At 70.4% G+C, this 22,502-nt stretch carries 20 protein-coding genes; 4 read left to right on the top strand and 16 right to left on the bottom strand.

The genetic code is table 11. The features are described 5' to 3' along the window. Positions 1 to 3: 3 nt before the first annotated feature. Entirely contained in the window at positions 4 to 369 is a 366-nt protein-coding gene (locus tag HAV40_RS09130; protein WP_239085684.1) for a restriction endonuclease, read from the bottom strand. A 403-nt stretch (positions 370 to 772) separates the two neighbouring features. Further along, positions 773 to 919, bottom strand: a complete 147-nt coding sequence (locus HAV40_RS37955; protein ID WP_203670880.1) for an RICIN domain-containing protein — start codon at positions 917 to 919, stop codon at positions 773 to 775. A 163-nt stretch (positions 920 to 1,082) separates the two neighbouring features. Here HAV40_RS37955 and HAV40_RS09120 point away from each other — a divergent pair, with 163 nt between their 5' ends. Together HAV40_RS09120 and HAV40_RS09115 are read left to right on the top strand one after the other, a co-directional pair. Beyond that, positions 1,083 to 2,072, top strand: coding sequence for a hypothetical protein (locus tag HAV40_RS09120; protein ID WP_166380431.1), 990 nt, complete (start codon positions 1,083 to 1,085; stop codon positions 2,070 to 2,072). A gap of 61 nt (positions 2,073 to 2,133) precedes the next feature. Next, entirely contained in the window at positions 2,134 to 2,685 is a 552-nt protein-coding gene (locus tag HAV40_RS09115) for a YdeI/OmpD-associated family protein (RefSeq protein WP_166380430.1), read from the top strand. Positions 2,686 to 2,803: 118 nt separating this feature from the next. Here the strand turns inward: HAV40_RS09115 and HAV40_RS09110 are convergent, their stop codons facing one another. From HAV40_RS09110 to HAV40_RS09065, 10 genes are all read right to left on the bottom strand, one after another. Next, complete coding sequence (locus HAV40_RS09110; RefSeq protein ID WP_166380429.1) at positions 2,804 to 4,240, bottom strand: glycosyl hydrolase; 1,437 nt, start codon at positions 4,238 to 4,240, stop codon at positions 2,804 to 2,806. A 94-nt stretch (positions 4,241 to 4,334) separates the two neighbouring features. Further along, entirely contained in the window at positions 4,335 to 5,708 is a 1,374-nt protein-coding gene (locus HAV40_RS09105) for an extracellular catalytic domain type 1 short-chain-length polyhydroxyalkanoate depolymerase (protein WP_166380128.1), read from the bottom strand. Beyond that, entirely contained in the window at positions 5,705 to 7,033 is a 1,329-nt protein-coding gene (locus HAV40_RS09100) for a GH1 family beta-glucosidase (RefSeq protein ID WP_166380428.1), read from the bottom strand. Before HAV40_RS09100 ends, HAV40_RS09105 begins: the two co-directional genes overlap by 4 nt. 88 nt (positions 7,034 to 7,121) lie before the next feature. After that, positions 7,122 to 8,546 (bottom strand): glycosyl hydrolase, encoded by a 1,425-nt coding sequence (locus HAV40_RS09095; RefSeq protein ID WP_166380427.1) that lies wholly within the window; start codon positions 8,544 to 8,546, stop codon positions 7,122 to 7,124. A gap of 66 nt (positions 8,547 to 8,612) precedes the next feature. Continuing rightward, the gene (manA, locus tag HAV40_RS09090) at positions 8,613 to 9,716 is read right to left on the bottom strand and encodes a mannose-6-phosphate isomerase, class I (RefSeq protein ID WP_166380426.1); all 1,104 of its coding nucleotides are present in this window, start codon (positions 9,714 to 9,716) and stop codon (positions 8,613 to 8,615) included. A 21-nt stretch (positions 9,717 to 9,737) separates the two neighbouring features. Beyond that, entirely contained in the window at positions 9,738 to 10,622 is an 885-nt protein-coding gene (locus HAV40_RS09085) for an ROK family protein (protein ID WP_166380425.1), read from the bottom strand. Further along, entirely contained in the window at positions 10,619 to 12,988 is a 2,370-nt protein-coding gene (locus HAV40_RS09080; protein ID WP_166380424.1) for a glycoside hydrolase family 2 protein, read from the bottom strand. Before HAV40_RS09080 ends, HAV40_RS09085 begins: the two co-directional genes overlap by 4 nt. Positions 12,989 to 13,193: 205 nt before the next feature. Further along, positions 13,194 to 14,063, bottom strand: a complete 870-nt coding sequence (locus HAV40_RS09075; protein ID WP_166380423.1) for a carbohydrate ABC transporter permease — start codon at positions 14,061 to 14,063, stop codon at positions 13,194 to 13,196. Then, positions 14,060 to 15,016, bottom strand: coding sequence for a carbohydrate ABC transporter permease (locus HAV40_RS09070; protein WP_166380422.1), 957 nt, complete (start codon positions 15,014 to 15,016; stop codon positions 14,060 to 14,062). The genes HAV40_RS09075 and HAV40_RS09070 overlap by 4 nt, the downstream gene beginning before the upstream one ends. A 94-nt stretch (positions 15,017 to 15,110) precedes the next feature. Next, positions 15,111 to 16,430, bottom strand: coding sequence for an ABC transporter substrate-binding protein (locus tag HAV40_RS09065; protein WP_166380421.1), 1,320 nt, complete (start codon positions 16,428 to 16,430; stop codon positions 15,111 to 15,113). Between the two features lie 354 nt (positions 16,431 to 16,784). On the opposite strand from HAV40_RS09065, the gene HAV40_RS09060 reads away from it, so the two are divergent. Continuing rightward, entirely contained in the window at positions 16,785 to 17,852 is a 1,068-nt protein-coding gene (locus HAV40_RS09060) for a LacI family DNA-binding transcriptional regulator (RefSeq protein ID WP_166380420.1), read from the top strand. A gap of 5 nt (positions 17,853 to 17,857) precedes the next feature. Here HAV40_RS09060 and HAV40_RS09055 read toward each other — a convergent pair whose 3' ends face one another. Continuing rightward, complete coding sequence (locus HAV40_RS09055; protein ID WP_166380419.1) at positions 17,858 to 18,877, bottom strand: LacI family DNA-binding transcriptional regulator; 1,020 nt, start codon at positions 18,875 to 18,877, stop codon at positions 17,858 to 17,860. A 179-nt stretch (positions 18,878 to 19,056) separates the two neighbouring features. Here HAV40_RS09055 and HAV40_RS09050 point away from each other — a divergent pair, with 179 nt between their 5' ends. Next, a complete protein-coding gene (locus tag HAV40_RS09050) occupies positions 19,057 to 19,683 on the top strand; it encodes a fasciclin domain-containing protein (RefSeq protein ID WP_166380418.1) in 627 nt (208 codons plus the stop codon). 81 nt (positions 19,684 to 19,764) lie between these two features. On the opposite strand, the gene HAV40_RS09045 is transcribed toward HAV40_RS09050, so the two are convergent. From HAV40_RS09045 to HAV40_RS09035, 3 genes are all read right to left on the bottom strand, one after another. After that, positions 19,765 to 20,550 (bottom strand): DUF1295 domain-containing protein, encoded by a 786-nt coding sequence (locus HAV40_RS09045; RefSeq protein WP_166380417.1) that lies wholly within the window; start codon positions 20,548 to 20,550, stop codon positions 19,765 to 19,767. A gap of 169 nt (positions 20,551 to 20,719) precedes the next feature. Continuing rightward, the gene (locus HAV40_RS09040; protein ID WP_239085685.1) at positions 20,720 to 21,034 is read right to left on the bottom strand and encodes a phospholipase; all 315 of its coding nucleotides are present in this window, start codon (positions 21,032 to 21,034) and stop codon (positions 20,720 to 20,722) included. 56 nt (positions 21,035 to 21,090) lie between these two features. Further along, positions 21,091 to 22,479 (bottom strand): DUF4331 domain-containing protein, encoded by a 1,389-nt coding sequence (locus HAV40_RS09035; RefSeq protein ID WP_166380416.1) that lies wholly within the window; start codon positions 22,477 to 22,479, stop codon positions 21,091 to 21,093. Positions 22,480 to 22,502: the final 23 nt, after the last annotated feature.

Here is a 22,502-nt window from a genome sequence, read left to right as displayed (position 1 = left end):
CCCTCAGGTGAGGTCGGCGTCGGACCATCCGGGCGGCCTGGTCGGCAGGCTGATCAGCACATCGATGTCGAGGTGCTCCTTGAGCAGGCTCTTCAGATGCCGCCCCTCGATGATCTCGATGCGTCCGTTGGCGTACGCGAAGTCTCGGCTGGCCTTACCGACCCACGACGTGACCACCAGCACACCCTTCGCCGCCCGCTTGTGCTCCATCACTCCCGCGAGAGCATGCACCGACTCCACCCCGACGATCTTGCTCCAGCGCTTGGCCTGGATGATGCAGAGACCGCCGACGATCGGATCCCCGTTGACCGCCACGAACTCCTCCATGGCCGCAACCCGGACCACCGGCCACCACTCCAGGACGTCCACGCATGGACCAGCGCCGTTGACGACCTGGAAAGCGAGCTGGCCACCGCCGCATCGGCCTGAGTCTGCTCCCACTACAACATTTCTGCATACGTCAACAGCAAGGTGGCCTTTGACCAGAGTTAATGCTGGTCAAAGGCCACCTTCGCCGCATCACTGCTTGCGGAAGACCTGGGCGGATGAGCCGTTGCAGTCCCAGATCCGCAGGCGGGTGCCGTTGGCCGTGGCACCGTTGGGCGAGTCCAGGCAGTAGCCCGACTGCGGGTTGAAGGGCGCCGTTGTCGCGCTGCATCTACTGCTGGCCGCCGACCCCGTTGCAGTCCCACAGGTGCACGAGAGCACCCATGGCGGTGCTGTTGCCCTCGATGTCGAGGCAGCGGCCGAGGGTGCGCAGCGAGGCCCCGCTTCACGTCCACCGCTGGTCCACCGAACCGTCCTGGCAGTCCCACAGCTGCACGGCGGCCCGGTTGCCGCCGACGTCGTCGCCGGCCACGTCGACGCACTTGCCGGCCGGCCCGATGATCCGGCTGGTCGAAAGCCCCCGGCGGACCATGCCAAGCGCTGAACCATTCGTCCTCTATAGACGATCGCTAGTTCGAATAATGCGAATACCTGATGCCACCTGGAGGGCGGCGTTGCATACTGCCGTGATCGGGGCCCACGGGGGGCGCCACTGCGCAGAGAGCGAGAGCCCGTTGAAGGCAGATCGTCGTCAAGTGCTGACCATCGGCGTATCCGCGGCGGTCGCGGCCGTGACCGCACCACTGGTGCCGTCGTCGGCACACGCGGCCGGACCGCAGATCATCGACCTGGGCGTGTTGCCTGGCACGACCAGCAGCGTCGCCACCGACCTCAACGAACACGGTGTGATCGTCGGCAACAGCAGCGGTAATTCCGCCTCCCGGGCGGTCCGCTGGAAGAACGGCACCATGACCGACCTCGGCACGCTGGGCGGGCCGACAGCGAGCGCCACCGCGATCAACAACAACGGTTGGATCGTCGGGAACAGCAACGTGGACGACTACGGCACCAGGCACGGGTTCCTGTGGCGGCCCGGCCAGCCCATGCTCGACCTCGACTCGCTTGGTTCGGACAGCTTCGCCGCCGACATCAACGACGCCGGCGTCGTGATCGGTCAGTACTACGACTCAGAACTCGGCTTCCGGGGCTTCCGCTGGGAGAACGGCGTCATGACGACGATCGAGAACCAGGCGGGCGGTCCGGACCCCGACCTGCGCAGGTTCATTCCCAAGCAGATCACCGGAAGTGGCTTGATCGTCGGCGAGAGCCAGGGTCAGGCCGCCAGGTGGGTCGACGGCACCGTCACGCTGGTCGGCGTGCCCGGAGCCTACTGCGGAGGCGCCAACGCGGCAGGCGAGGTGACGGCATCGGCCAGCTTGCCGACAGAGCGCGCCTTCGTCTGGAGGGCCGACGGCACGACCCGGACCCTGCAGATGCCCTCGGGCACCACCCGAGCGTGGCCGACGAGCATCAACGCCGACGGCGACGCGGTCGGCTACGGCACCAGCGGTCACGGCACGATCAGCCGTCCCGTCTACTGGTCGGAGACCGGGGTGGCGCACAGCCTGCCGAGCCTCGTGCCGGACGGGCACTCCGTCGCGGTCCGGGTGAACAACGCCAGCAAGGTCATCGGCTGGTCGCACGCCGCCGACGGCACGACTCGCGCGGTGCTGTGGTCTGCCTGATCCGCAGGCGGTGACGACCCCGCCCGGCGTCGCCCGACGCCGGGCGGGGCAGAATGGCCGGATGGCGGATGAACTGGAGTTGAGGAGCTTTGCCTCGCGGCAGGAGTTCGAGCAGTGGCTGGAGCGCGAGCACGCGACCTCTCCCGGCCTCCTGATCAAGTTCGCCAAGAAGGGCAGCGGCGTCGTCTCGCTCACCTACGCCGAAGCGGTGGAGGTCAGTCTGTGCTACGGCTGGATCGACGGGCAGGCCAAGCGCATCGACGATGCCTTCTACCAGCAGCGATACACCCCGCGCCGTAAACGCAGCATCTGGTCGAAGATCAACACGGAGAAGGTGGCGGCGCTGATCGCCAGTGGCCGGATGCGCCCCGCCGGTCAGGCGCAGGTCGACCTGGCCAAGGCTGACGGCAGGTGGGATGCGGCCTACCACGGTCCCGCCACGGCGCAGGTCCCCGCCGAGATCGCCGCCGACCCGCAGGCACTGCAGGCGATCGAGGCGATGAACCGGACCAACCGGTTCGCCTACATCAATCGCTTCAACCTGGCCAAGAAGCCGGAGACCAAGGCGAAGATCATCGACCAGCTACGCCGGGGACACCTGTTCCACCCCTGACAGGGCCGGAGCAGGCGATGTCCGCGGGGGTCAGGCAGGCGTCACAGCGTCGCACGAAGGCCTCCGGTGGTGGCTCGCGCCCCACCGGAGGCCTTCCATTGATCAATGCCCGGTACGGCTAGGCGGGCAGGTTCCACTGCTGGTTGGTCTGGGTGTTACAGGTCCAGAGCTGCAGCTTGGTCCCGTCGGCGGTGCCCTGACCGGTGGCGTCGAGGCACTTGCCCGTCTTCGGGTTCGTCAACCGACGCGTCGAGCCGTTGTACGTCCACTGCTGGTTGAGGTTGCCCGCCGTGCAGTCCCAGATCTGCACCTTCGTCCCGTCAGCACTCAGACCGCCGTTGACATCAAGGCACTTGCCCAGCGCACGGATCGTCCCGTCAGCGCCGACCGTCCACGACTGGGCGGCGGTGCCGTTGCACGTCCAGATCTGGACCTGCAGTCCGTTCGTCGTCGCCGCGCCGGGCACGTCGACACACCTGCCCGAGCCGACGCCGGTGATCGGCCCGGTGCCGCCGCCGGGCGGGGTGCCGCCGACCGGGATGGTGATCTCGCCGCGGTTGAGCACCCGCGGGTCGTAGTAGGTGGCCTTGACCCCGTCGTTGGTGTTGTACTCCGGCTTGATCAGCCAGTCCATCCAGACGCTGAAGAAGGTCCAGCGCGGCTGGGCGGCCATCTGCGCGGGCGTCGGCGTGCGGCCGACCTCGGCCAGGCCGATGGGCTTGCCGTGGGACACGTTCTGGATCGCCTGGTACCACTCGGCCGACGGGAAGTACTGCACCCACACGTCGAGGGTCACCAGGTCCACGTAGCTGTCGCCGGGATAGTAGTCCGCGACGCGGGCCGCTCCCCCGCTGACGTCCTTGACGTTCCATACCCAGACGATGTTGTCGAAGCCCTTGCCGACGAGGTAGTCGTGGGTGATCTGGAACAGCTTGCGGCTGCCGTTGGCTCCGGGGCGGCCGCCCCACCACGCCCACGCCTCGTTCATCTCGTGCGAGGGGCGGAACAGCACCGGGATGCCCGCGGTCTTGAGCTGCTGGAAGTACGGCACCGTCTGGTCGAGCCGCCGCTTCCAGGAGGTGTTGAGTCCCGCACCGTCGGTGACCAGTTCGTTCCACTGGCTGTCGGACAGCCAGCTGCCCTTGACCGGCCAGCTGCCGCCCTCGAAGTTGCAGACCGCGACGAGCGGCGCGCAAGCGTGCCAGGTGATGGCCGGGATCGTTCCCGCGTTCCAGGCTGCTTTGGCCTGGTCGAAGACCCGCTGCCGGTTGTCGATGTCGTTCTGGCTGAACCCGAAGTCGCCGCCCCACATGCCGGGGAACAGGCCGGTGATGTCGCGGACCTTGTTGGTCCACTGGGTCGGGTTGCTGTTGGGCCCGTCCTGCTGCCCGGACAGCCAGTTGCGGCCGGTGAGGCCCTGGAAGTAGTTGATGACGTCGGTGCGGGTCACGCCCGGTGCGGCCGGTGGGGCCGCGAGCGCGGGCTGGGCGGTCAGGCCGACGGCGGCGGCCAGTGCCGCTGCTGCCGTCAGCCGGATCAGTCGGCGTAATGCCATGGTCTTCACCTTTCGGTTCGCAGGTGCGCTGGAGGTACGGGCGGCGGTGGTGGTGCCGTCCGGTGGGGTGGTGCGGCTGTGCGATGGGGTGGTGCTACGCGCCGGGCAGGCGGTAGCGCTGGAAGAACTGCCACATCAGGGTGTTGGCGCTGATCTCGCGGGTGGTGTTGCCGTTGCCCGGCGAGGCCTGGGTGGTGCCCGGCCAGGTGTGCCCGCCGTCGGAGATCGCGTAGAGGTGGACGTCGGCGCCGTCGCGGCAGCCGTTGTAGGCGATCCGGGTGACGTGCGCCGCGACGGTGGTGGTGACCGGGGCGGCGGGGCAGGCGTCGATGGCGGCCCAGCGCTGCTGCGCGGCGGGCACCGAGTACTGCCACAGTTCGGAGCCGCCGCCGGGGTACGGGTTGGTGTTGTCCTGCTGGCCGTGGAAGGCGATCACCGGCACGGGCCGGGTGGGCCGGCAGGACAGCGGGTCGGGCCGGGAGGTGTTCGCCGGGTCGGGGCGTCCGGCGCGCAGCCCGGCGACGGGGGCGATCGCGGCGACGAGGTCGGGCCGGGCGCAGGCGAACGCGGAGGTCATCCGTCCGCCGCCGGAGTAGCCGGTCAGGTAGACGCGGGTGCTGTCGGCGCACAGGGCGCTGCCGGTCATGGTGGCGATGACCTGTGCCAGGAAGCCGACGTCGTCGCGGCCGGGCGGCGGGTCGCCGACGCCGGGCACGTTCCAGGCGTAGCCGCTGCCGTTGACGAACGCGCCGTCGGGGGCGGCGACGAGGTAGCGGCCCGTGTCGGCGGCGGCTTTCATCTCGCTGTACCGCAGCTGGCCGGTGCCGGTGCCGGAGGTGCCGTGCAGGTTGAGCACGAGCGGCAGGCGGGTGCCGGGGGCGGCGCCGGTCGGCACGTACACGGTCACCTGGTGGGTGGTGCCGTTGAAGGTGACCGGGACGGTGCGTTCGCCGGGAGTGGTGGTGCGGACGCAGGCGGGGACGGTGCCCGACGGGAGGGTCCACTGCTGGTTGGTCTGGCCGTTGCAGGTCCAGATCTGCAGCCTGGCACCGTCGGCGCTGGACTGTCCGGTCACGTCCAGGCACCGTCCGGTCTCCGGGTTGACCAGGTTCCTGGTCGCGGGGCGGTAGGTCCATTGCTGGTGGGTGTTGCCCGCGTGGCAGTCCCACAGCTGCACCTTGGTGCCGTCGGCGTTGATGCCGCCGTTGACGTCGAGGCACTTGCCCAGGGCGCGCAGCGTGCCGTCGGCGCCGACGGTCCAGGTCTGGGCGGCGGTGTTGTTGCAGGTCCAGAGCTGCAGCGGGGTGCCGTTGGCGGTCGCCGCGCCGGGCACATCCAGGCATTTTCCGGCCAGGCCGGTGATCGGCCCGGCCGGGTCGGCCGCCGCGGCGGGCCCGGCGGCGAGCAGTGCCGCGGTGATCGTGAGGGCGGCGAGCGCCGCGTGGAGGGCTCTGCTGGTCGGGTTCACGGTCGGCTGCTCCTGATGAGCTCGGCGTAGCGGTGGGCGCTGGCTTTGGGGATGCGCTGCTGGGTGTCGTAGTCGACGCGCACGATGCCGAATCGTGGGCCGTAGCCGTGGCCCCATTCGAAGTTGTCGAGTAGCGACCAGACGAAGTAGCCGCGTACGTCGGCGCCCCTGGCGATGGCCGCGGCGGTGGCGGCGACGTGGGCCTGCAGGAACGCGGCCCGTTCGGTGTCGTCGACGTATCCGCGCGGATCGGGCCGGTCGGGGTAGGCGGACCCGTTCTCGGTGACGACCAGCGGCAGGCCGGGGTATTCGCGGGTCAGGCGCAGCAGCAGGTCGGTCAGCCCGTGGGGGGTGACGGGCCAGCCCATGCCGGTCAACGGGTCGCGGCGGGTCTCCCCTGCTGCGGTGAGGGTGGTGTCGAAGTAGTAGTTGACGCCGAGCACGTCGATCGGGGTGGCGATGGTCGGCAGGTCGCCGTCGGCGATGGGCAGGGTCACCGCGCGGGCGGCCAGGTCGTCGAGGACGTCGTGCGGGTAGCGGCCGTGGACGAGGGCGTCGAGGTAGAAGCGGTTGTTGAGCCCGTCGGCGCGGCGGGCCTGATCGGCGGCGGCCGGGTCGGCGTGTACGCCACCGAGGTTGAGGGTGATCCCGAACCGGTGCGACGGGGTCGCGGCGGTGCGCATGGCGTCGACGGCCAGGCCGTGGCCGAGCAGCAGGTGGTGGGCGGCGGCCATGGCGGCGGGGAAGTCGGTGCGGCCGGGGGCGTGGATGCCGTCGGCGTAGCCGTAGGTGGCCACGCACCAGGGTTCGTTGATGGTGGTCCACGTGGTGACCCGGTCGGACAGGGCGTCGAAGACCAGTGTGGCGTAGTCGGCGAAGCGGTGTGCGGTGTCGCGGTGCGGCCAGCCGCCGGCGTCTTCGAGTTCCTGCGGCAGGTCCCAGTGGTAGAGGGTGAGCCACGGGTCGATGCCGTGGTGCAGCAGCCGGTCGACGAGCCGGTCGTAGAACCCGATCCCGGCCGGGTTGACCGGGCCGCGGCCGCGGGGCTGGACGCGAGGCCAGGCGACCGAGAAGCGGTACGTGTCGACGCCGAGTTCGGCCATCAGCGCCACGTCGGCCGGCATCCGCCGGTAGTGCTCGCAGGCGGTGTCGGCGTTGCTCGCGTCCGCGACGGCGGTGGGGCGGCGGGTGAAGGTGTCCCAGATGGAGTCGGTGCGGCCGTCGGCGCGGGTCGCGCCCTCGATCTGGAACGCCGAGGTGGCCACGCCCCACCGGAACCGGGGCGGCCAGGTGGCGGCCGCGGGGTCGTGCTGTGTCTCGTTCATGGGTCGGAGTCCTGTCGGTGCGGCGGGTGGCCCGGGTGGCAGGGTGCCGGGGCTGGCACCGTGCCACCCGGGTGTCGGTCGGCCGGTGTCAGGCGGGCAGGTTCCACTGCTGGTTGGTCTGGGTGTTACAGGTCCAGAGCTGCAGCTTGGTCCCGTCGGCGGTGCCCTGACCGGTGGCGTCGAGGCACTTGCCCGTCTTCGGGTTCGTCAACCGACGCGTCGTGGCGTTGTAGGTCCACTGCTGGTTGAGGTTGCCCGCCGTGCAGTCCCAGATCTGCACCTTCGTCCCGTCAGCGCTCAACCCGCCGTTGACGTCCAGGCACTTGCCCAGCGCACGGATGGTCCCGTCAGCACCCACGGTCCACGACTGCGCACCGGAGCCGTTGCAGGTCCAGATCTGCACCTGCAGGCCGTTCGTCGCCGCCGCACCGGGCACGTCGACGCAGCGGCCGCTGGCGACCCCGGTGATCGGGCCGACGCGGCTGCCGCCTCCTCCACCGCCGATGGTGAACTCGCCACGGTTGAGCACCCGGGAGTGGAAGTACGACTGCTGGACGGCGGCGTTGTTGTTGTAGCCGGGGTCGGTGAGCCATTCGGCCCAGACCATCCACCAGGCCCAGCGGGGCTGGGCGTTCATGACGGCGGGGCTGGGCACGCGGCCGACCTCGGCCAGCGCGATCGGCTTGCCGCCGGCGATGTTGAGCATCGCCTGGTAGTCGGACTGGCTGGGTTCCATCTTGACCCAGATGTCGAGCGACGCGACGTCGACGTAGGACGCGCCGGGCCAGTAGTCGCCGATGGAGCCCATGTTGACGTCCTTGACGTTCCACACCCAGACCAGGTTGTTCAGGCCCTGGCTGGTGTAGTAGTCGTAGGTGATCTGGTAGAGCCGGCGGCTGCCGTTGGCGCCGGGGCGGCCGCCCCACCAGGACCAGCCTTCGTTCATCTCGTGGATGGGCCGCCACAGCACCGGCACCCCGGCGTTCTGCAGCTGCCGCAGGTACGGCACCGCTTCGGCGAGCCGATTCTTCCAGGCGTTGTTGAGGCTGGAGCCGTTGGTGACCAGCTGGGTCCACTGGCTGTCGCTCAGGCTGCCGAGGATGCCGGCCTCGTTCCAGCTGCAGGTGCTGCCGATCGTCGGCGGGCACATGTGCCAGGTCAGGGCGACGACGGAGCCGCCCTGCCACTGCCGGATCGCCTCGTTGACCATCGTCTGGCGGGCGTTGACGTCGGCGGCCTCGAACAGGAAGTCCCCGCCCCACAGGCCGGGGGTCTGCCCGGTGATCGACTGGGCTACGCGGGTGTACTTGGTCGGGTCGCTGTTGGGTTCGCGGTTGTGCTGCCCGGACAGCATGCTCTGCCCGGCGATGCCGTTGAGGAAGCTGATCAGCTGGGCTTTGGTGGCGGCGGGGAACGCCTGGGCGGTGGTGGCCGGGGTGAGGGCGACGGCCAGGGCCAGGGCCCCGGCGAGCGCGGCGGCCCGGCGCAGGGCGGTGGTCAGCGGTCGGCGCATGGCGGGTGCTCCTGTCCGGTGTGGTGGTGGCGCATGGGATGGACCTCCTTCGGGACGGGTGGAGGGTCAGATTCCGGGTTCGGCGCAGTACGCCGTGCCCTCGCCGGTGACGGTGAGGGAGTCGTGGTGGGCGGGCAGCCACAGTGACTGCCCGGCGTGCAGGGTGGTGCCGTCGGCGGTGACGGTGCCGCAGGTGCACAGCAGGATCCGCGGCCACGCCCCCGTGAGCCGCCGTGGCGTGGCCGGGGTGAGGTGGCGCAGCCGGAACTGCCGGCAGCCGGGCCGGTAGGCGCCGTCGGCGTCCGGGGTCACCGGCCGGGGCCGCGCGGAGGCGTCGACGACCGACAGCAGCGCGGCGACGTCGACGGGTTTGCTGGTCAGCCCGGCGCGCAGCACGTTGTCGGAGGCGCCCATGACTTCGACGGCGAAGCCGCGCAGGTAGGTGTGCAGGACCCCGGCGGGCAGGTACAGCGCCTCGCCGGGCGCGAGCCGGTGGTGGTTCAGCAGCAGTGGCGCGAGCACGGCGGGATCGTCGGGGTGCAGTGCCGCCAACTGGGCCGTGACTGCGAAAGCGGGCTCCTCGGCAAGGTCCACGCAGGCGTCGGCGACCTCGGTGACCAGGCAGCGGCGGTCGGGCTGCGGCCAGGTCAGCACGGTGCGCAGCGCACCGGGCGGGTCGCCGCCGGTCAGGGTGTCGACGACCGGGGCGAGGCGGCGCAGCCCGAGACGGTTGACGAGGTCGGCGGCCTCGGCCGGTGGGCGCATCCCGGCGAGGGCGTCGAACGTGGTCAGGGCGACGGCCATCTCGGGTTTGTCCCACGGGTCGGGGTAGTGCGGGTCGCCGCGGTCGTGGCCTAGGCGGGCCTGCTCGGCCGACGGGTGGACCTGCAGCGACAGCGGCTGGCGGGCGGACAGGAGTTTGAGCAGGTACGGCAGCCGTGGGCCGAACGTGCCGACGGTGTCCGCGCCGAGTTCGCGTACGGGGTCGGCGGCGACGACCTCGGCCAGGGTGCGGGTGTGCCCGGCACGGACCAGGGTGGACGGGCCCGACGGGTGGGTGCCGAGCCACAGTTCGGCCCGGGGCCGGTCGGGGGCGAGCCCGAGCAGCGCGGCGAGGTCGGTGCGGGTTCCCCAGTCGTACTCCTTGACCGGGTTGGTGAGCAGGTCCATCGTGTCGTCTCCGTCCTCGGGTCAGACCGGCATGCCGGCGAGCGCGAACGCCAGGGCGGCCGCGCCGTACAGCCCGGCGTCGCGGCCCAGCCCGGTCGGGGTCACCGTGACGCCGCGTACGAACGGCAGGCCGCCCCGGTCGGCCAGGGCCTGGCGCAGCGGGCCGAACAGGACCTCGCCCGCGGCGGCGACCCCGCCGCCGACCACGACGGTGTCGACGTCGACCAGCGCGGTGGTGGTGCGGATCGCGGTGGCCAGCGCCGCCGCGCCACGGGCGAACGCGCGCCGGGCGACCGGGTGCCCGGCGGCGGCGTCGGCGGCCAGCGCTCTGGCGTCGGGCCCGGCCCAGCCCTGCTCGCGGGCGTACGCCGCCATGCTCGGCCCGGACGCGACCGTCTCGACGCAGCCGGTGTCCCCACACGGGCAATGCCGCCCAGCCGGGTCGATGCTGATGTGGCCGATGTGCCCGGCGTTGCCGGACCGCCCGAAGTACGGCTCGCCGTCGAGCACCAGCCCGCCGCCGATGCCGGTGGACACGACCACGCCGAGCAGCGATGCCGCGCCCGGTCGCAGCCAGTGCTCGCCCAGCGCCATGCACTGCGCGTCACCGGCGAGCCCGACCGGCAGGCCGGTCAGGTCGCCGAGCACGCCCGTCAGCGGGTAGCGCCGCCAGCCGGGGATGTTGACGGGGCTGACCGTGCCGCTGGCGGCGTCCAGCGGCCCGGCCGATCCGACGCCGACCCCGATCAGCCCGCGCGTTTCGAAGCCCGCGATGAGCCGGGTCAGGGTGGCGGTCGGGTCGGCGCCGACGGGGATCTCGGCGCGGTCGGTGATGGCGCGGTCGGCGGTGACCGTCGCGGCGGCGAAGGTGGTGCCGCCGATGTCGACGGCGAGCACGGTCTTCACGGCCGGGCCTCGTTGACGGTGCGCAGCACCGGGTAGGCCAGCAGCTGCTCGGGGTCCAGGGCCTGGGCGGTGGTGACGTGGAAGGTGACGGTCTCGCCGGGCAGCAGCGTGACCAGTTGCTCGTCGACGGTCGCGGCCGGGTCGAGGCGGTCGGGGAACAGGGCCAGCTCCCGCAGCAGGGTGACGGCGGTGATGTGCACGTCCAGGCCGCCGTTGGCAGGGGTGACGGTGGCGTCGAAGTCGGCCGCCGGGTAGGCCATGGCCGGGTCCTCGGCGAACATCTTCACCGCGCGCAGTTCGCCGGTCTCGGCGAGCAGCAGTTCACGGGCGGGGTCGGCGGGCGTGGTCAGGGTGTCGGCCAGGGTCAGCCGGACGGTGTCGCGGGCGGGGACGTCGAAGGTGACGGCGTCCTTTGCCAGGGGCTGGCCGGTCACGTCGAGCCGGGTCAGGGCCAGGTCGCCGGTCCAGGGTTCGTCGGTGTCGTTGACCAGGGCGATGCCGCCGTCGTGGAAGGTGAGCAGCCGGTCGGCGTAGGCGCGGCGCAGCGCGTACCACAGGGGTTTGCGGCGGGCGTCGCCGTCGACGGCGGCCCAGGAGGTGACCGGCCAGCAGTCGTTGAGCTGCCACACGATGGTGCCCATGCAGTAGGGCATGAGCGCGCGGAACCGGGTGACGCCGTGGCTGATGGCGCGGGCCTGGTTGAGCTGGGTGTAGTAGTGCCAGTCGTCGAAGTTGCCCGGCTGGGGCAGGTGCTCGCCGAGTCCGCGCAGCAGTTTGGCGTTGCCGTCGGTGGCCTTCTGGTGGTGGGCGATGCCGGGTGAGTCGGGGGTCAGCGGCTGGTCGGAGACGGCGGCGCGCAGGGTCGCGTACGCCGGTGGGCCCTGGAATCCGAACTCGGCGACGAACCGGGGCGTGTAGGTGTCGTAGTAGGTGTAGTCCTGCCGGCCCCACACGGTCCAGATGTGGATCGTGCCGGTGGACGGGTCGTGCACGTCGCGGTCGGGCGCGCCGGAGTAGGGGCTGCCGGGCCAGTACGGGCGGGTCGGGTCGAGTTCGGCGACGATACGCGGCAGCAGGTCGAAGTAGTAGCCCGCGCCCCAGTCACGGCCGGCGAGCGGTTCGCGCCAGTCCCAGTGCTGGTGGCCTTCGATGTTCTCGTTGTTGCCGCACCAGATGACCAGGCTCGGGTGGCTCATCAGCCGTACGACGTTCTGCCTGGCCTCAGCCTCGACCTCGGCGCGGGTGGTGCCGTCCTCGGGGTAGGCGGCGCAGGCGAACGGGAAGTCCTGCCAGACCAGCAGGCCGAGCTCGTCGGCGAGGTCGTAGAAGTCGTCCGATTCGTACAGGCCGCCACCCCATACCCGCAGGGCGTTGGCTCCGGTGTCGACGGCCTGGCCGAAGCGCTGGGCGAGGCGTTCGCGGGTGACACGGTGCGGGAAGCAGTCGTCGGGGATCCAGTTGAAGCCCTTCACGAACACCGGGCGGCCGTTGACGATGATCCGGAACGCGTCGGGGTCGAGTGCGACGGTGCGCAGGCCGACGCGGCGGGTCCAGGTGTCGTCGGCGGCGGTGAGGGTCAGCTGGTACAGGTGCTGGGGTCCGTGGCCGCGCGGCCACCACAGCCGGGCGTCGGGCACGTCGAGGCGCAGGACGGCCTCGTGCTGCCCGGCGGGCACGACGGCGTGCACGGTGACACCGGCGATCTCGGCGGTCACGGTGACGGGCTGCTCGCCGTCGCGGTCGAGGCGCACGTGCACGTCGACGCCGTCGGCGCGTACGTGCGGGCGGACCTCGGCCAGGCGCGCACCGGACCAGGAGTGCAGGCGCACCGGCCGCCAGATGCCGGAGGTGACCAGGGTCGGGCCCCAGTCCCAGCCGAAGTTGCAGGCCATCTTGCGGATGAACTGGTAGGGCTCGTCGTAGGGGCCGGGCAGTGGGCCGTAGGCGGCCTCCTGCTGCGCGGTGTAGTCGTACGGCGCCTGGAACTCGACTTCGAGGGTGTTCGTGCCCGGGGTGAGCATGTCTCGGACGTCGAGGCGGTAGCTGCGGTGCATGTTGGCGGTGGCGGCGACGCGGGTGCCGTTGAGCCGGACCACGGCGATCGTGTCGAGGCCGTCGAACAGCAGGTCGGTGTGGGTCGCGCCGTCGGGCTGCCAGTCGAAGGCGGTGCGGTAGGTCCAGCCGGTGCGCCCGATCCAGGTCAGCCTGTTCTCGTTGTCGTCGCGGTAGGGGTCGTCGATGAGCCCTGCGGCCAGCAGGTCGGTGTGCACGCAGCCGGGCACGGTCGCGGGGATGGTGTCGAGGTCGCGGACGCCGGTGGTGGACGAGAGGGTCCAGCCGTCGTGCAGGCTGCGGTAGGTGCTCACGTGTTTCTCCCCAGAATGTTCAAGGTAACCTTGTTTACAAAACCGAGTAAGTGCCTCGACGCTAGGTGCGGCACTACCGGGTGTCAATGATTGAGAACTGCCAATTTCCCGAGTAGTAGACGGCTTGCCAGGGTGCGCTCCATCGCGGTTCCGCCAGAGAGACAGCGGGACCGGAACGAGGCTTACTGAACCGTGAAAGGTGGCCCTATTTCGCGGCTCCGGCGGTGAAGCCGTTGTAGATGAAGCGCTGCAGCAGCAGGAACAGGACCAGCGTCGGGACGATGACCAGGACCGCGCCCGCCGAGATGGTCTCCCAGTGCGCCCCGAACGGGCCCTTGAACCGGAACAGCGACGTCGAGATCGTGCCCAGCTCCGGCGACGGGTTGTACAGGAACGGGATGTAGAAGTCGTTGTAGACGGTGATGCCCTTGATGATCACGACCGTGGCGATGGCCGGCTTGAGCAGCGGGAAGATCACCGTACGGTAGATCTTGAACGAGCCCGCGCCGTCGATGCGGGCCGCCTCGTCCAGCGACACCGGAATGCCCCGGATGAACTGCTGGAAGATGTAGATCGCCACGATGTCGGTGCCCATGTACAGCAGGATCGGTGCCCACCGGGTGTCGAACAGCCCCAGCGCGTCGACCACCTTGAACGTCGCGACCTGCGTGGTCACCGCCGGAACCAGCGTGGCCGTCAGGAACGCCGCCACGACCAGCCGCTTGAACCGGAACGTGAACCGCTCGATGGCGTACGCGGCCATCGAGCCGATCACGACGGTGCCGCTGATCGAGAACAGCAGGATGATCGCCGTGTTGCCGAACGCCGCCAGCATCTGCCCCTTGGTGAAGGCGGTGGCGTAGTTGGCGAAGTTGAACCAGTCCCCCGGCAGCGAGAACGTGCCGCCGGCGGCCATCTCCCGCTCGGTCTTCAGCGACGTCAGGAAGATGGTGACCAGCGGCAGCAGCACCACCACCGACGCCGCCACCAGCGACAGGTACTTGAGAAACACCGCGACCGGGCGCAGCAGCGCGGCGCGGCGCTCGCGACGGTCGAAGTCGGCCCGGGTGCTCATGCCTTCTCGGCCCTCTCGTCGGGCACCAGGCGCCGCTGCACCCAGGTGATCAGCAGGATGATGGCGAGCAGCACCACGGCCATGGCCGAGGCGAGCCCCATCTTGTTGAAGTCGAAGGCGAGCTTGACGGTCTGGATGACGAACGTCTTACTCTCGCCGAAGCCGCGGGTCATGATGAACGGGATCTCGAAGACCGACAGCGAGCCCGAGATCGCCAGGATGACGCTCAGGCCGATGATGGGCCGGATGCTGGGCGCGATGATGCCGCGGAACACCTGCCACCGGGTCGCGCCGTCGATCTCGGCGGCTTCGTGCAGTTCGGCGGGGATCGACTGCATCGCGCCGAGGAACAGCACGAAGTTCAGGCCGAGGAAGCGCCAGACCGACACCCCGGACAGCGAGATGTTGACCATGTCGGGGTCGCCCAGCCACAGCCTGTCCGGGTGGAGGCCGACGATCGCCAGCACCGTGTCCAGGGTGCCGCCCTCCTTGAAGAAGTAGAGGAACACGAACGCGACGGCGACCCCGTTGATCAGGTACGGGAAGAACAGCAGCCCCTTGAACAGGTTGCGGAACCTGGTCTTGAACGTCAGCACCGTCGCGAAGTACAGCGCGACGACGATCTGCACGGCCGCGGCGGCCAGGTAGAACAGGCTGACGAAGAAGACGTGGAACAGGTCGGGGCGGGTGAACAGCTCCACGTAGTTGTCGACGCCGACGAAGTCGCGGTCGGGGCTGACCCCGTCCCAGTCGGTGAAGCTGTAGGAGATCATGTTGGCGACCGGGATGTAGGTGAAGGCCACCAGCAGCACCAGCGCCGCGGACAGGTACGCCCACGGGGTGAGCCGGGTGGGCCAGGTCGCCCGCCGCCGGTGGGGCGGGTCGGCCGGCCGTGGGCCGTGGTCGGCCTCGGGCCGCGCCTGGGCGCGGGGTCCGGTCTTGAGGTCGGTCATGCGGTGGCCTTTCTGGGTGCCCGCCTGCGCTGGGAGGTGCGGGGGCCGGTGGCCCCGCTCGGCCGTCCGGCCCCCGCACCACGGAAGGTGCGTCTCAGCCGAGGTTCTTGGCGGCCTCGGACCACTTCTTCGCCAGGTCGGCGAAGATCGTGTTCAGGTCGCCCTTGCCCGCGCCGCGGGCCACGTCGATGAGATGCTGGCGGTATTCGGGCTTGCTGATGCCCACTTCGGACAGGTTGTCGATCTGACTGACCTTGGCCGAGTCGGCCTGGGACAGGTCGATGAACTGCACGCCCGCGTCGGTGAACGGCTTCAGGGCGCTGGGCAGCGGGGCGCCCTTGAGCGCGGAGACGGCCTGGTTGACCGCCGCGGTGTCGGACTTCTCCAGGATCCAGTCGATCCAGGCGCGGGCCGCGGCCTTGTTCGGGGAGTGGATGTTGACCGCCGACTGGTAGTCGGGGGCGACCACCGAGCAGAACTTGCCGCCGACCTGCGCCGGGAACGGCATGTAGCCGATGGACTCGGGGTTCTTGCCGGCCTTCTTGGCCGCGTCCTGCATCTGCGCGAGCGACCAGGAGCCCAGCCACATGGTGGCGATCTTGCCGGTGGCGAGCAGCCCCTTGGAGTCTTCCCAGTTGGTGGTGGTCGGGTCGGACTCCGACAGCTTGTTCTTGACGATGTCGTAGAGCAGCGTGTCACCGGTGTTGAGGTCGCTGCCGGGGGCCCACGGGTTGCCCGTGGGCAGCTTGTCGTTGGCCTTGGCGTCGCAGGTGGCCGAGCCCAGGACCGACGACCAGGAGCTGAGCGGCCAGCCGTCCTTGTAGTTGGTGTAGTACGGCGTCGCGCCGGTCTTGTCCTTGATCGCCTGGAGCCCGGTCAGGAACTCGGCGGGCGTCGTGGGCCAGGTGGTGACCCCGGCGGCGGTCCAGACGTCCTTGTTGTAGACGAACCCGTTGATGAAGGAGAAGCCGGCCAGGCCGTAGACCTTGTCGCCGACCTTGCCCTTGCCGGTGCCCGCCGCGGTGTACTTGGCGTCCAGGTCGGCGGCGCCGCCCAGCGAGGCGAAGAACTTCGGGTAGTCGGCGGTGACCACGGAGTTCGGGATGAGCAGGACGTCACCGTACTTGTCGGTGTTCATCCGGATCTTGACTTCGCCCTCGTAGTCGGTCACGCCCTCGAACTTGACCTTGACGTGGGGGTAGTCCTTGTTGAACAGGTCAGCGTACTTCTGCATGGTGCCGTCGGTGACCTGGTCGGTGCGGTTGGTCAGCACGGTGATCTCACCGGAGACCTTGGCCGGGTCCGCCGGTGACAGGGCGCTGTCGTCGGCGGCACCGGGGTCGCTGCTGCCGGAGCAGCCCGCGGCCAGCAGCGCCGCCGACAGCAGCACGGCGGCGAGGGCACGTCGTCTCATGTCCACCACTCCATCTCCAGAACGCCCGCTGCGGCCCGGCAACGTGGCCGCGGCGTCCCGCTATAGGGATCGAACTTTCCTTACTGAACCGAGTAAGTGCCCAGACTTTACGACCGGGTTTCAAGGCTGTCAACGCGATGCACGCACCAAGGTCCGAACCCGGCCTCGCACCATGAACCTGAGCTGCGCCAACAGTTGTCCAGCGACGCGGCTTCGACCGGGAAGGGTCGTGGGGCGAGCAGGGAGGCCCTGACGCAGGTCTGCCACCGGCGCGGTGCTGCGCTACGATTGGTTAACCGAGAAAGTTGCGCATCCGTGCCGCGTACGCGGCTGTCACCTGATACGAGGGCCTGAGTGAAACGACCGACCATCGCCGACGTCGCCAAGGCCGCCGGAGTATCCAAAGGCGCGGTGTCCTACGCCCTCAACGGACAGCCCGGCGTCTCCGACACCACCCGGCGGCGCATCCTGGCCGCCGCCGAGACCCTCGGCTTCCGCGCCAACAGCGCCGCCCGCGCCCTGGCCGGGGCACCCTCCAACGTCGTCGGCCTCACCCTGCACCGACCGGCCAAGACCCTCGGCGTCGAGCCGTTCTTCATGGAACTGGTCAGCGGCCTGGAAGCAGAGCTGTCCACGCACTCCTACGCGCTGCTGCTGCAGATGGTCTCCGGCAGCGACCAGGAGATCGCCGTCTACCAGCGCTGGTGGAGCGACCGCAGCGTCGACGGCGTGCTGGTCTGCGACGTACGCGACGGCGACCCCCGCATCGAGGCCCTGACCCGCATGGGACTGCCCGCCGTCGTCATCGGACCGCCCGCCGCGAGCGGCACGCTGGCCAGTATCTGGTCCGACGACGGCGTGTCCCTGGTCGAAGCCGTCGAATACCTCGCCGCACTGGGACACCGGCGCATCGCCCGGGTCGGCGGGTTACCCGAACTGTCCCACACCGCCATCCGCACCCAGACGTTCACCAGGCTCGCCGAGCAGCTGCAACTGCAGACGGTCACCGTCTGCACCGACTACACCGGCGAGGACGGCGCCCGCGCCACCCGCCGCCTGCTCAGTTCTCCCCAGCGGCCCACCGCGCTGATCTACGACAACGACATCATGGCCATCGCCGGGCTCGCCGTCGCCGCCGAGATGGGGCTGACCGTGCCCGCCGACCTGTCCATCATCGCGTGGGACGACTCCCCCATCTGCCGCCTGGTGCACCCGCCGCTGACCGCGCTGACCCGCGACATCTCCGCCTACGGCACGCACGCCGCCCGGCTGCTGCTGGCCGCGATCGACGGCAAACCGGTGACCGACGTACACGACGAGCCCGCCCACCTCAGCCCGCGCGGCAGCACCGCCGCCCCGCCCGCCGACGCCCAGCCGTCACGGCAGGCACCACGTCGACGGGCCACCCGCCAGGCCGCCTGAACAGGTCAGGACGCGGCCGGGCCCACACTGTCGCGGGCCACCAGCGTCGCCGCGTGATCGAGCACCGACGTCGGCGGGCCGCCCGCGATGACGTCGAGCAGCAGTCGCGCCGCGTGCGCGCCGTAGCCGACGATGTCACGGCGCAGCACGGTCAACGGCGGATGCACCACCTGGCACAGCGGCGAGTCCTCGTACGCCATCATCGACACGTCGCCGGGCACCGCGATGCCCATCTCCGCCGCGACGGCCAGCCCCGCCACCGCCATCACGTCGTTGTCGTAGCAGATCGCGGTGGGGCGTTCGCGCGCGCTGAGCATCCGCCGCGTCGCCTGCGCCCCGGACTCGCCGGTGTAGTCGGAGTCCAGCACCGTGCCCCGCACCCCGGCCTGCGCGCACGCTGCCAGGAACGTCTCGCTGCGCAGCACCGTGTGCAGCATGCGCGGCGGGCCGCCGACCCTGGTGATGCGGCGGTGGCCCAGCCCCGCCAGGTACCGCACCGACGCGGCGACCGCCGCGCCGTCGTCACTCCACACGCTGCTCAGCCGCGGTCCGGTCACCGGACCGCCGACCACCACCGCGGGCAGGTCCAGCGCCGCCATCAACGCCACCCGGGGATCGTCGGCCACCAGGTCGCACAGCAGCACCCCGGCGACCCGCCGGTCGGCGCTCCACCGGCGGTAGACCTCGATCTCGGCGTCGAGCCCGTCGACGAACTGCAGTGCCAGCCCGATCTCGCGGGCCATCAGCTCCGACTGCACACCGCTGATCAGCTCCCGGCGGAACACCTCGACGTGGAACGCCGCCGACGGGCGGCGCATCGTCAGCCCCACCGCCCGCACCACCGTGCCGTGCAGCGCCTGCGCCGGGCCGTTCGCACTGAACCCGACCTCTTGGGCGATCCGCACGATCCGCTCGCGGACCTCGTCGGAGACGCCGGGACGGCCGTTGAGCGCGTACGAGACGGCCACCCGGGAGACGCCAGCCTGCCTGGCGATGTCCGCCATCGTGGGCTGCTGCCGCGTCATCGATTCTCCCCATCGGCCGGACCAACGGCGAGCATACCGCCACTCGATCATCAGCAGGTCGGGCAGCGCGCCGACAACGCGAGTCAGATTTTTCATCATTGCGACCCATCCGTCACCGCGCGGGCTCCGAATCAGGGGTGCAGACGGATTCCGCCGGAGTCCAGCTTGGAAGGGTCGTCATGAAGTCGAAGAACATGCTCGTCGCCGTGCTCACCGCCGGCGTGGCCGCGCTGGCCCTGACCGCGTGCGGCAGCGGATCCGCCACCCCTGCCGCCTCAGCCGGGGCCTCGACGCCGAGCGCCATGGCCTCCTCCGTGGCCGCCGCGCCGGTGGGCGAGTTCGGGGCCGGCTGCGCCGCCGTCCCGACGGACCCGGCCGACGCGGGCAGTTTCCAGGCGATGGCCAAGGTTCCGGTCGCCACCGCCGCGTCGGGCAACCCCCTGCTGTCGACGCTGGTCACAGCGGTGAAGAAGGCCAACCTCGTCGACACGCTCAACAGCGCCCCGGCGATCACGGTGTTCGCCCCGACCAACGACGCCTTCGCCAAGATCCCGAAGGCTGATCTGGACAAGGTGCTGGCCGACAACGCCACCCTCACCAAGATCCTCACCTACCACGTGGTGGCCGGGAAACTGACCCCGGAGCAGCTCGCGGGCACGCACAAGACCCTGCAGGGCGGCGAGATCACCGTCGCGGGCTCCGGCGAGGCCTTCACCGTCAACGGCTCGGCCAAGGTCGTCTGCGGCAACGTGCAGACCGCCAACGCCACCGTCTACATCATCGACTCGGTGCTCATGCCCCAGTAAGCGCCTCCCGGACAGGGCCCGCCGGCGACTCGCCGGCGGGCCCTGTCCGTGCGAGCCCGATGCGAAAGACGCGGACCGGGCTCAGCGGGGCGGCAGAGGAAAGAATCCGCTGGTACGCCGGACGTAGTCGGCATAGCCGGGGCGGCGGCGCAGCAGATCCGCCTCCAGCAGCGGCTTCCCGGTCTTCGCCGCCAGGAACCAGGTCATCAGCAGCGGCGAGAGCACGGTCATCGCGCCCGCCCAGCCACCCACCGCCGCCAGCAGGTAGAGCCCCCACCACACGCAGGCGTCACCGAAGTAGTTCGGGTGCCGCGTGTAACGCCACAACCCACTGTCCAGAACCCGCCCCGCGCTGTCGGACCGCCGGGTGAACGCCAGCAGTTGCGCGTCGCCGACGGTCTCGAACACGAACCCGACCGCCCACACCGCCACCCCCACGACCAGCCACCAGTCCGGCGGGTCCGGATCGTACTGGGCGACCTGCACGGGCAGGGAGACGAACCAGATCAGGGCACCTTGCAGCAGGTAGACCATGCGCAGCGCGTACAGGTCGCGGTCGCCTCGGGCGCGGGCCAGCAGCCGCTCGTAGCGGCGGTCCTCGCCGTGTCCTCGGCTACGCCAGGCGATGTGCACCGCCAGCCGCAGCCCCCACACCACGGTCAGCACCGTGACCAGGGTGCGGCGCAGCGGATCGCCGGTGCCGGCGGACAGCAGGAAGGTCGTGCCCGCGACCGCGGCGAACCCGGCGCCCCAGGCGATGTCGACGACCCGGTGCCTGCCGCCGGCCACCCCGAAGCCGAAAGCCACCAGCACCACCGCGAGCGCGACCCCGGCGCTGACGAGCAGGTTGAGGGCCAGCGGGCTCATCTGAGACCCGCTCCAGTCCCGCGCCGGCGTGCCGGAGTCGTGCTGACGGCACACTCGGCGGGACGTACTGCCGGGATCTGGTCCACGCCGGTCCTCCGTAGTTCGCAGGCCAGTGCCTCGCCGAACCGGTCCAGCCGCGACCACGGACGCGCCAGGCCGCCGACACGATTCACGCCTCGGCGTAGGTTATCTCGGCCACCTGGCCCTCGGCGATGGTGACGGTGGCTGCGGGGGTGGTGGCGTCGTGCCAGATCGTGTAGTCGCCCGCGGCGAGGCGCGGGAAGAACGCGCAGTTGACTTCTCCCCCGGCCAGACGGCGGGTCCGGACGGCGACGTGGGTGCGCGGGCCGCCGACAGGGCTGATGTCGATCTCGCGGCCGATCTCGGCCGGGCTGGTGTAGATGATCAGTGCGCCTGCGCCGGTGCCGATGTCCATCATGACGGTGCCGGGTCCGCAGGGGCCGAGCTGGTGGTGGTCGTGCACGGGACGCCTCTCGGTCGGGAACGTGGGCGGCCAGTGGCCTGGCCGCCCACGTGGAATCAAGACGGGTTGTGGTAGCCGTCGTAGGGAACCCCGAGGTAGGGGAACGTCTTGAGGTACTTCGCGGACACGTCGGCGGCGGTGAGGCCGTCGGTGACCGAGGCGATGACCTTGTCCGGCTGGTACTTCTTGTCGATCAGGGCGTAGGTCGCGCCCGCGATGGCGCGCAGTTCGACCGTGACGACGTCGTCCTTGGGGCGGCGGCCGTTGGGGAACCCTGCCGGGTCGCCGCCGACCAGGCCCAGGTCGTTGGGCTTGGCGGCAGGCGGGATGGCGGTGTTGAGCCGGAGCATGTCGGCCTGCAGCGATGACATGCTGTTCTGGAAGCCGGGCACGACACCGGCGGGGATGCCGGTGAGCAGGATCGCGAGCAGGTCGGCGCGGTCCTTGCCGGACTTGTTGAGCGTGTCGAGGTGGGGGAACGCGCCCGGATAGAGCGCGGGTAGCAGCCGGGCGAGTTCGGGCCGGGCGACGCGGTGCGCGTAGTTCTTGTCGTCGCCGGGCGGTGACTGGTTCCAGGCGTCCTTGTCTGCCATCGGGATGAGAACCTCGTTGACCAGGGGGTTGCCCAGGCGTGACAGCTGCACCCACGGGCCGGTTCGCAGATCGCCGGAGCCGGGTTTGTACACGTGCACCTGGCGGCGGCTGGCGGTGGTCCAGACCCCGACGACCGCGCGCGGATCGTCGGGCGCCACGCGCGCGGCCCCGCCACGGCGGACGTCCGACAGGGGCACCTGGATGGCCAGGCTGTGCACGTTGAGCCGGTCGGTGGCGTTGACGCCCATCGCCGGACCGCTGAAGACGTCCTTGCCCAGGGCGTGGGCTTTCTGCAGGGGCCGCAGGTTGCCCAGGTCGAAGATCGAGCCGAGGTCGACGTAGAAGCCCTCGGCGCGCTGCCCGGCGAAGACCCTGCGCCCGCCCTGCAGCTCGTGTACGGCCGACTGGGCCAGGCGGCCGTAGTCGGGAGTGGACAGCGGCCCGACGTTGCCCGGCGGGCAGGCGAGGTTGACCGCGAGGACGGTCTCCCGCCCGTGCACGTCGACGCGGGACAGCGTGTAGAACTGGCGGCGGTTCCAGTTCGGGCTGCTCAAGGAGGTGATCGGGCCGGTGTTGTACAGGAACGTGTCGCGATTGGCGATCGTCGTCGTGAACTGGAACCGGTAGGTGACGTCGGCCACGCCGTCGCCGTTGTTGTCGACGTGGATCTCGTACCGGACGTCGTCGCCGAACTCGTAGAAGTTCGGCCCGGCGGCCGGGGTCTGCAGCGGAACGTAGTTGGCGATCAGGGTGACCTTGTCGGGGGCGTCGGGGCTGACGAACGCGTACAGGTCGGTGGAGTCGACCACGGGGTCCTTGGCGATCTCCGGTGCTTCACGGTGCGATGACATGCGGTCTCCAGGTGGGTCGGGTT

The organism is Catellatospora methionotrophica (assembly GCF_011297335.1).
In the GTDB taxonomy this organism is placed as follows: Bacteria; Actinomycetota; Actinomycetes; order Mycobacteriales; family Micromonosporaceae; genus Catellatospora; species Catellatospora methionotrophica.
Note: the sequence above shows the minus strand (reverse complement) of the source record. Positions and strands in the feature narration are given on the sequence as shown.

Excerpts from the sequence above, each read along its gene's own strand:
- HAV40_RS37955 (WP_203670880.1), bottom strand. The coding sequence starts at position 919 with ATGGTCCGCCGGGGGCTTTCGACCAGCCGGATCATCGGGCCGGCCGGC.
- HAV40_RS09115 (WP_166380430.1), top strand. The coding sequence starts at position 2,134 with ATGGCGGATGAACTGGAGTTGAGGAGCTTTGCCTCGCGGCAGGAGTTC.
- HAV40_RS09110 (WP_166380429.1), bottom strand. The coding sequence starts at position 4,240 with ATGGCATTACGCCGACTGATCCGGCTGACGGCAGCAGCGGCACTGGCC.
- HAV40_RS09100 (WP_166380428.1), bottom strand. The coding sequence starts at position 7,033 with ATGAACGAGACACAGCACGACCCCGCGGCCGCCACCTGGCCGCCCCGG.
- HAV40_RS09095 (WP_166380427.1), bottom strand. The coding sequence starts at position 8,546 with ATGCGCCGACCGCTGACCACCGCCCTGCGCCGGGCCGCCGCGCTCGCC.
- manA (WP_166380426.1), bottom strand. The coding sequence starts at position 9,716 with ATGGACCTGCTCACCAACCCGGTCAAGGAGTACGACTGGGGAACCCGC.
- HAV40_RS09075 (WP_166380423.1), bottom strand. The coding sequence starts at position 14,063 with ATGAGCACCCGGGCCGACTTCGACCGTCGCGAGCGCCGCGCCGCGCTG.
- HAV40_RS09070 (WP_166380422.1), bottom strand. The coding sequence starts at position 15,016 with ATGACCGACCTCAAGACCGGACCCCGCGCCCAGGCGCGGCCCGAGGCC.
- HAV40_RS09065 (WP_166380421.1), bottom strand. The coding sequence starts at position 16,430 with ATGAGACGACGTGCCCTCGCCGCCGTGCTGCTGTCGGCGGCGCTGCTG.
- HAV40_RS09055 (WP_166380419.1), bottom strand. The coding sequence starts at position 18,877 with ATGACGCGGCAGCAGCCCACGATGGCGGACATCGCCAGGCAGGCTGGC.
- HAV40_RS09050 (WP_166380418.1), top strand. The coding sequence starts at position 19,057 with ATGAAGTCGAAGAACATGCTCGTCGCCGTGCTCACCGCCGGCGTGGCC.
- HAV40_RS09045 (WP_166380417.1), bottom strand. The coding sequence starts at position 20,550 with ATGAGCCCGCTGGCCCTCAACCTGCTCGTCAGCGCCGGGGTCGCGCTC.
- HAV40_RS09035 (WP_166380416.1), bottom strand. The coding sequence starts at position 22,479 with ATGTCATCGCACCGTGAAGCACCGGAGATCGCCAAGGACCCCGTGGTC.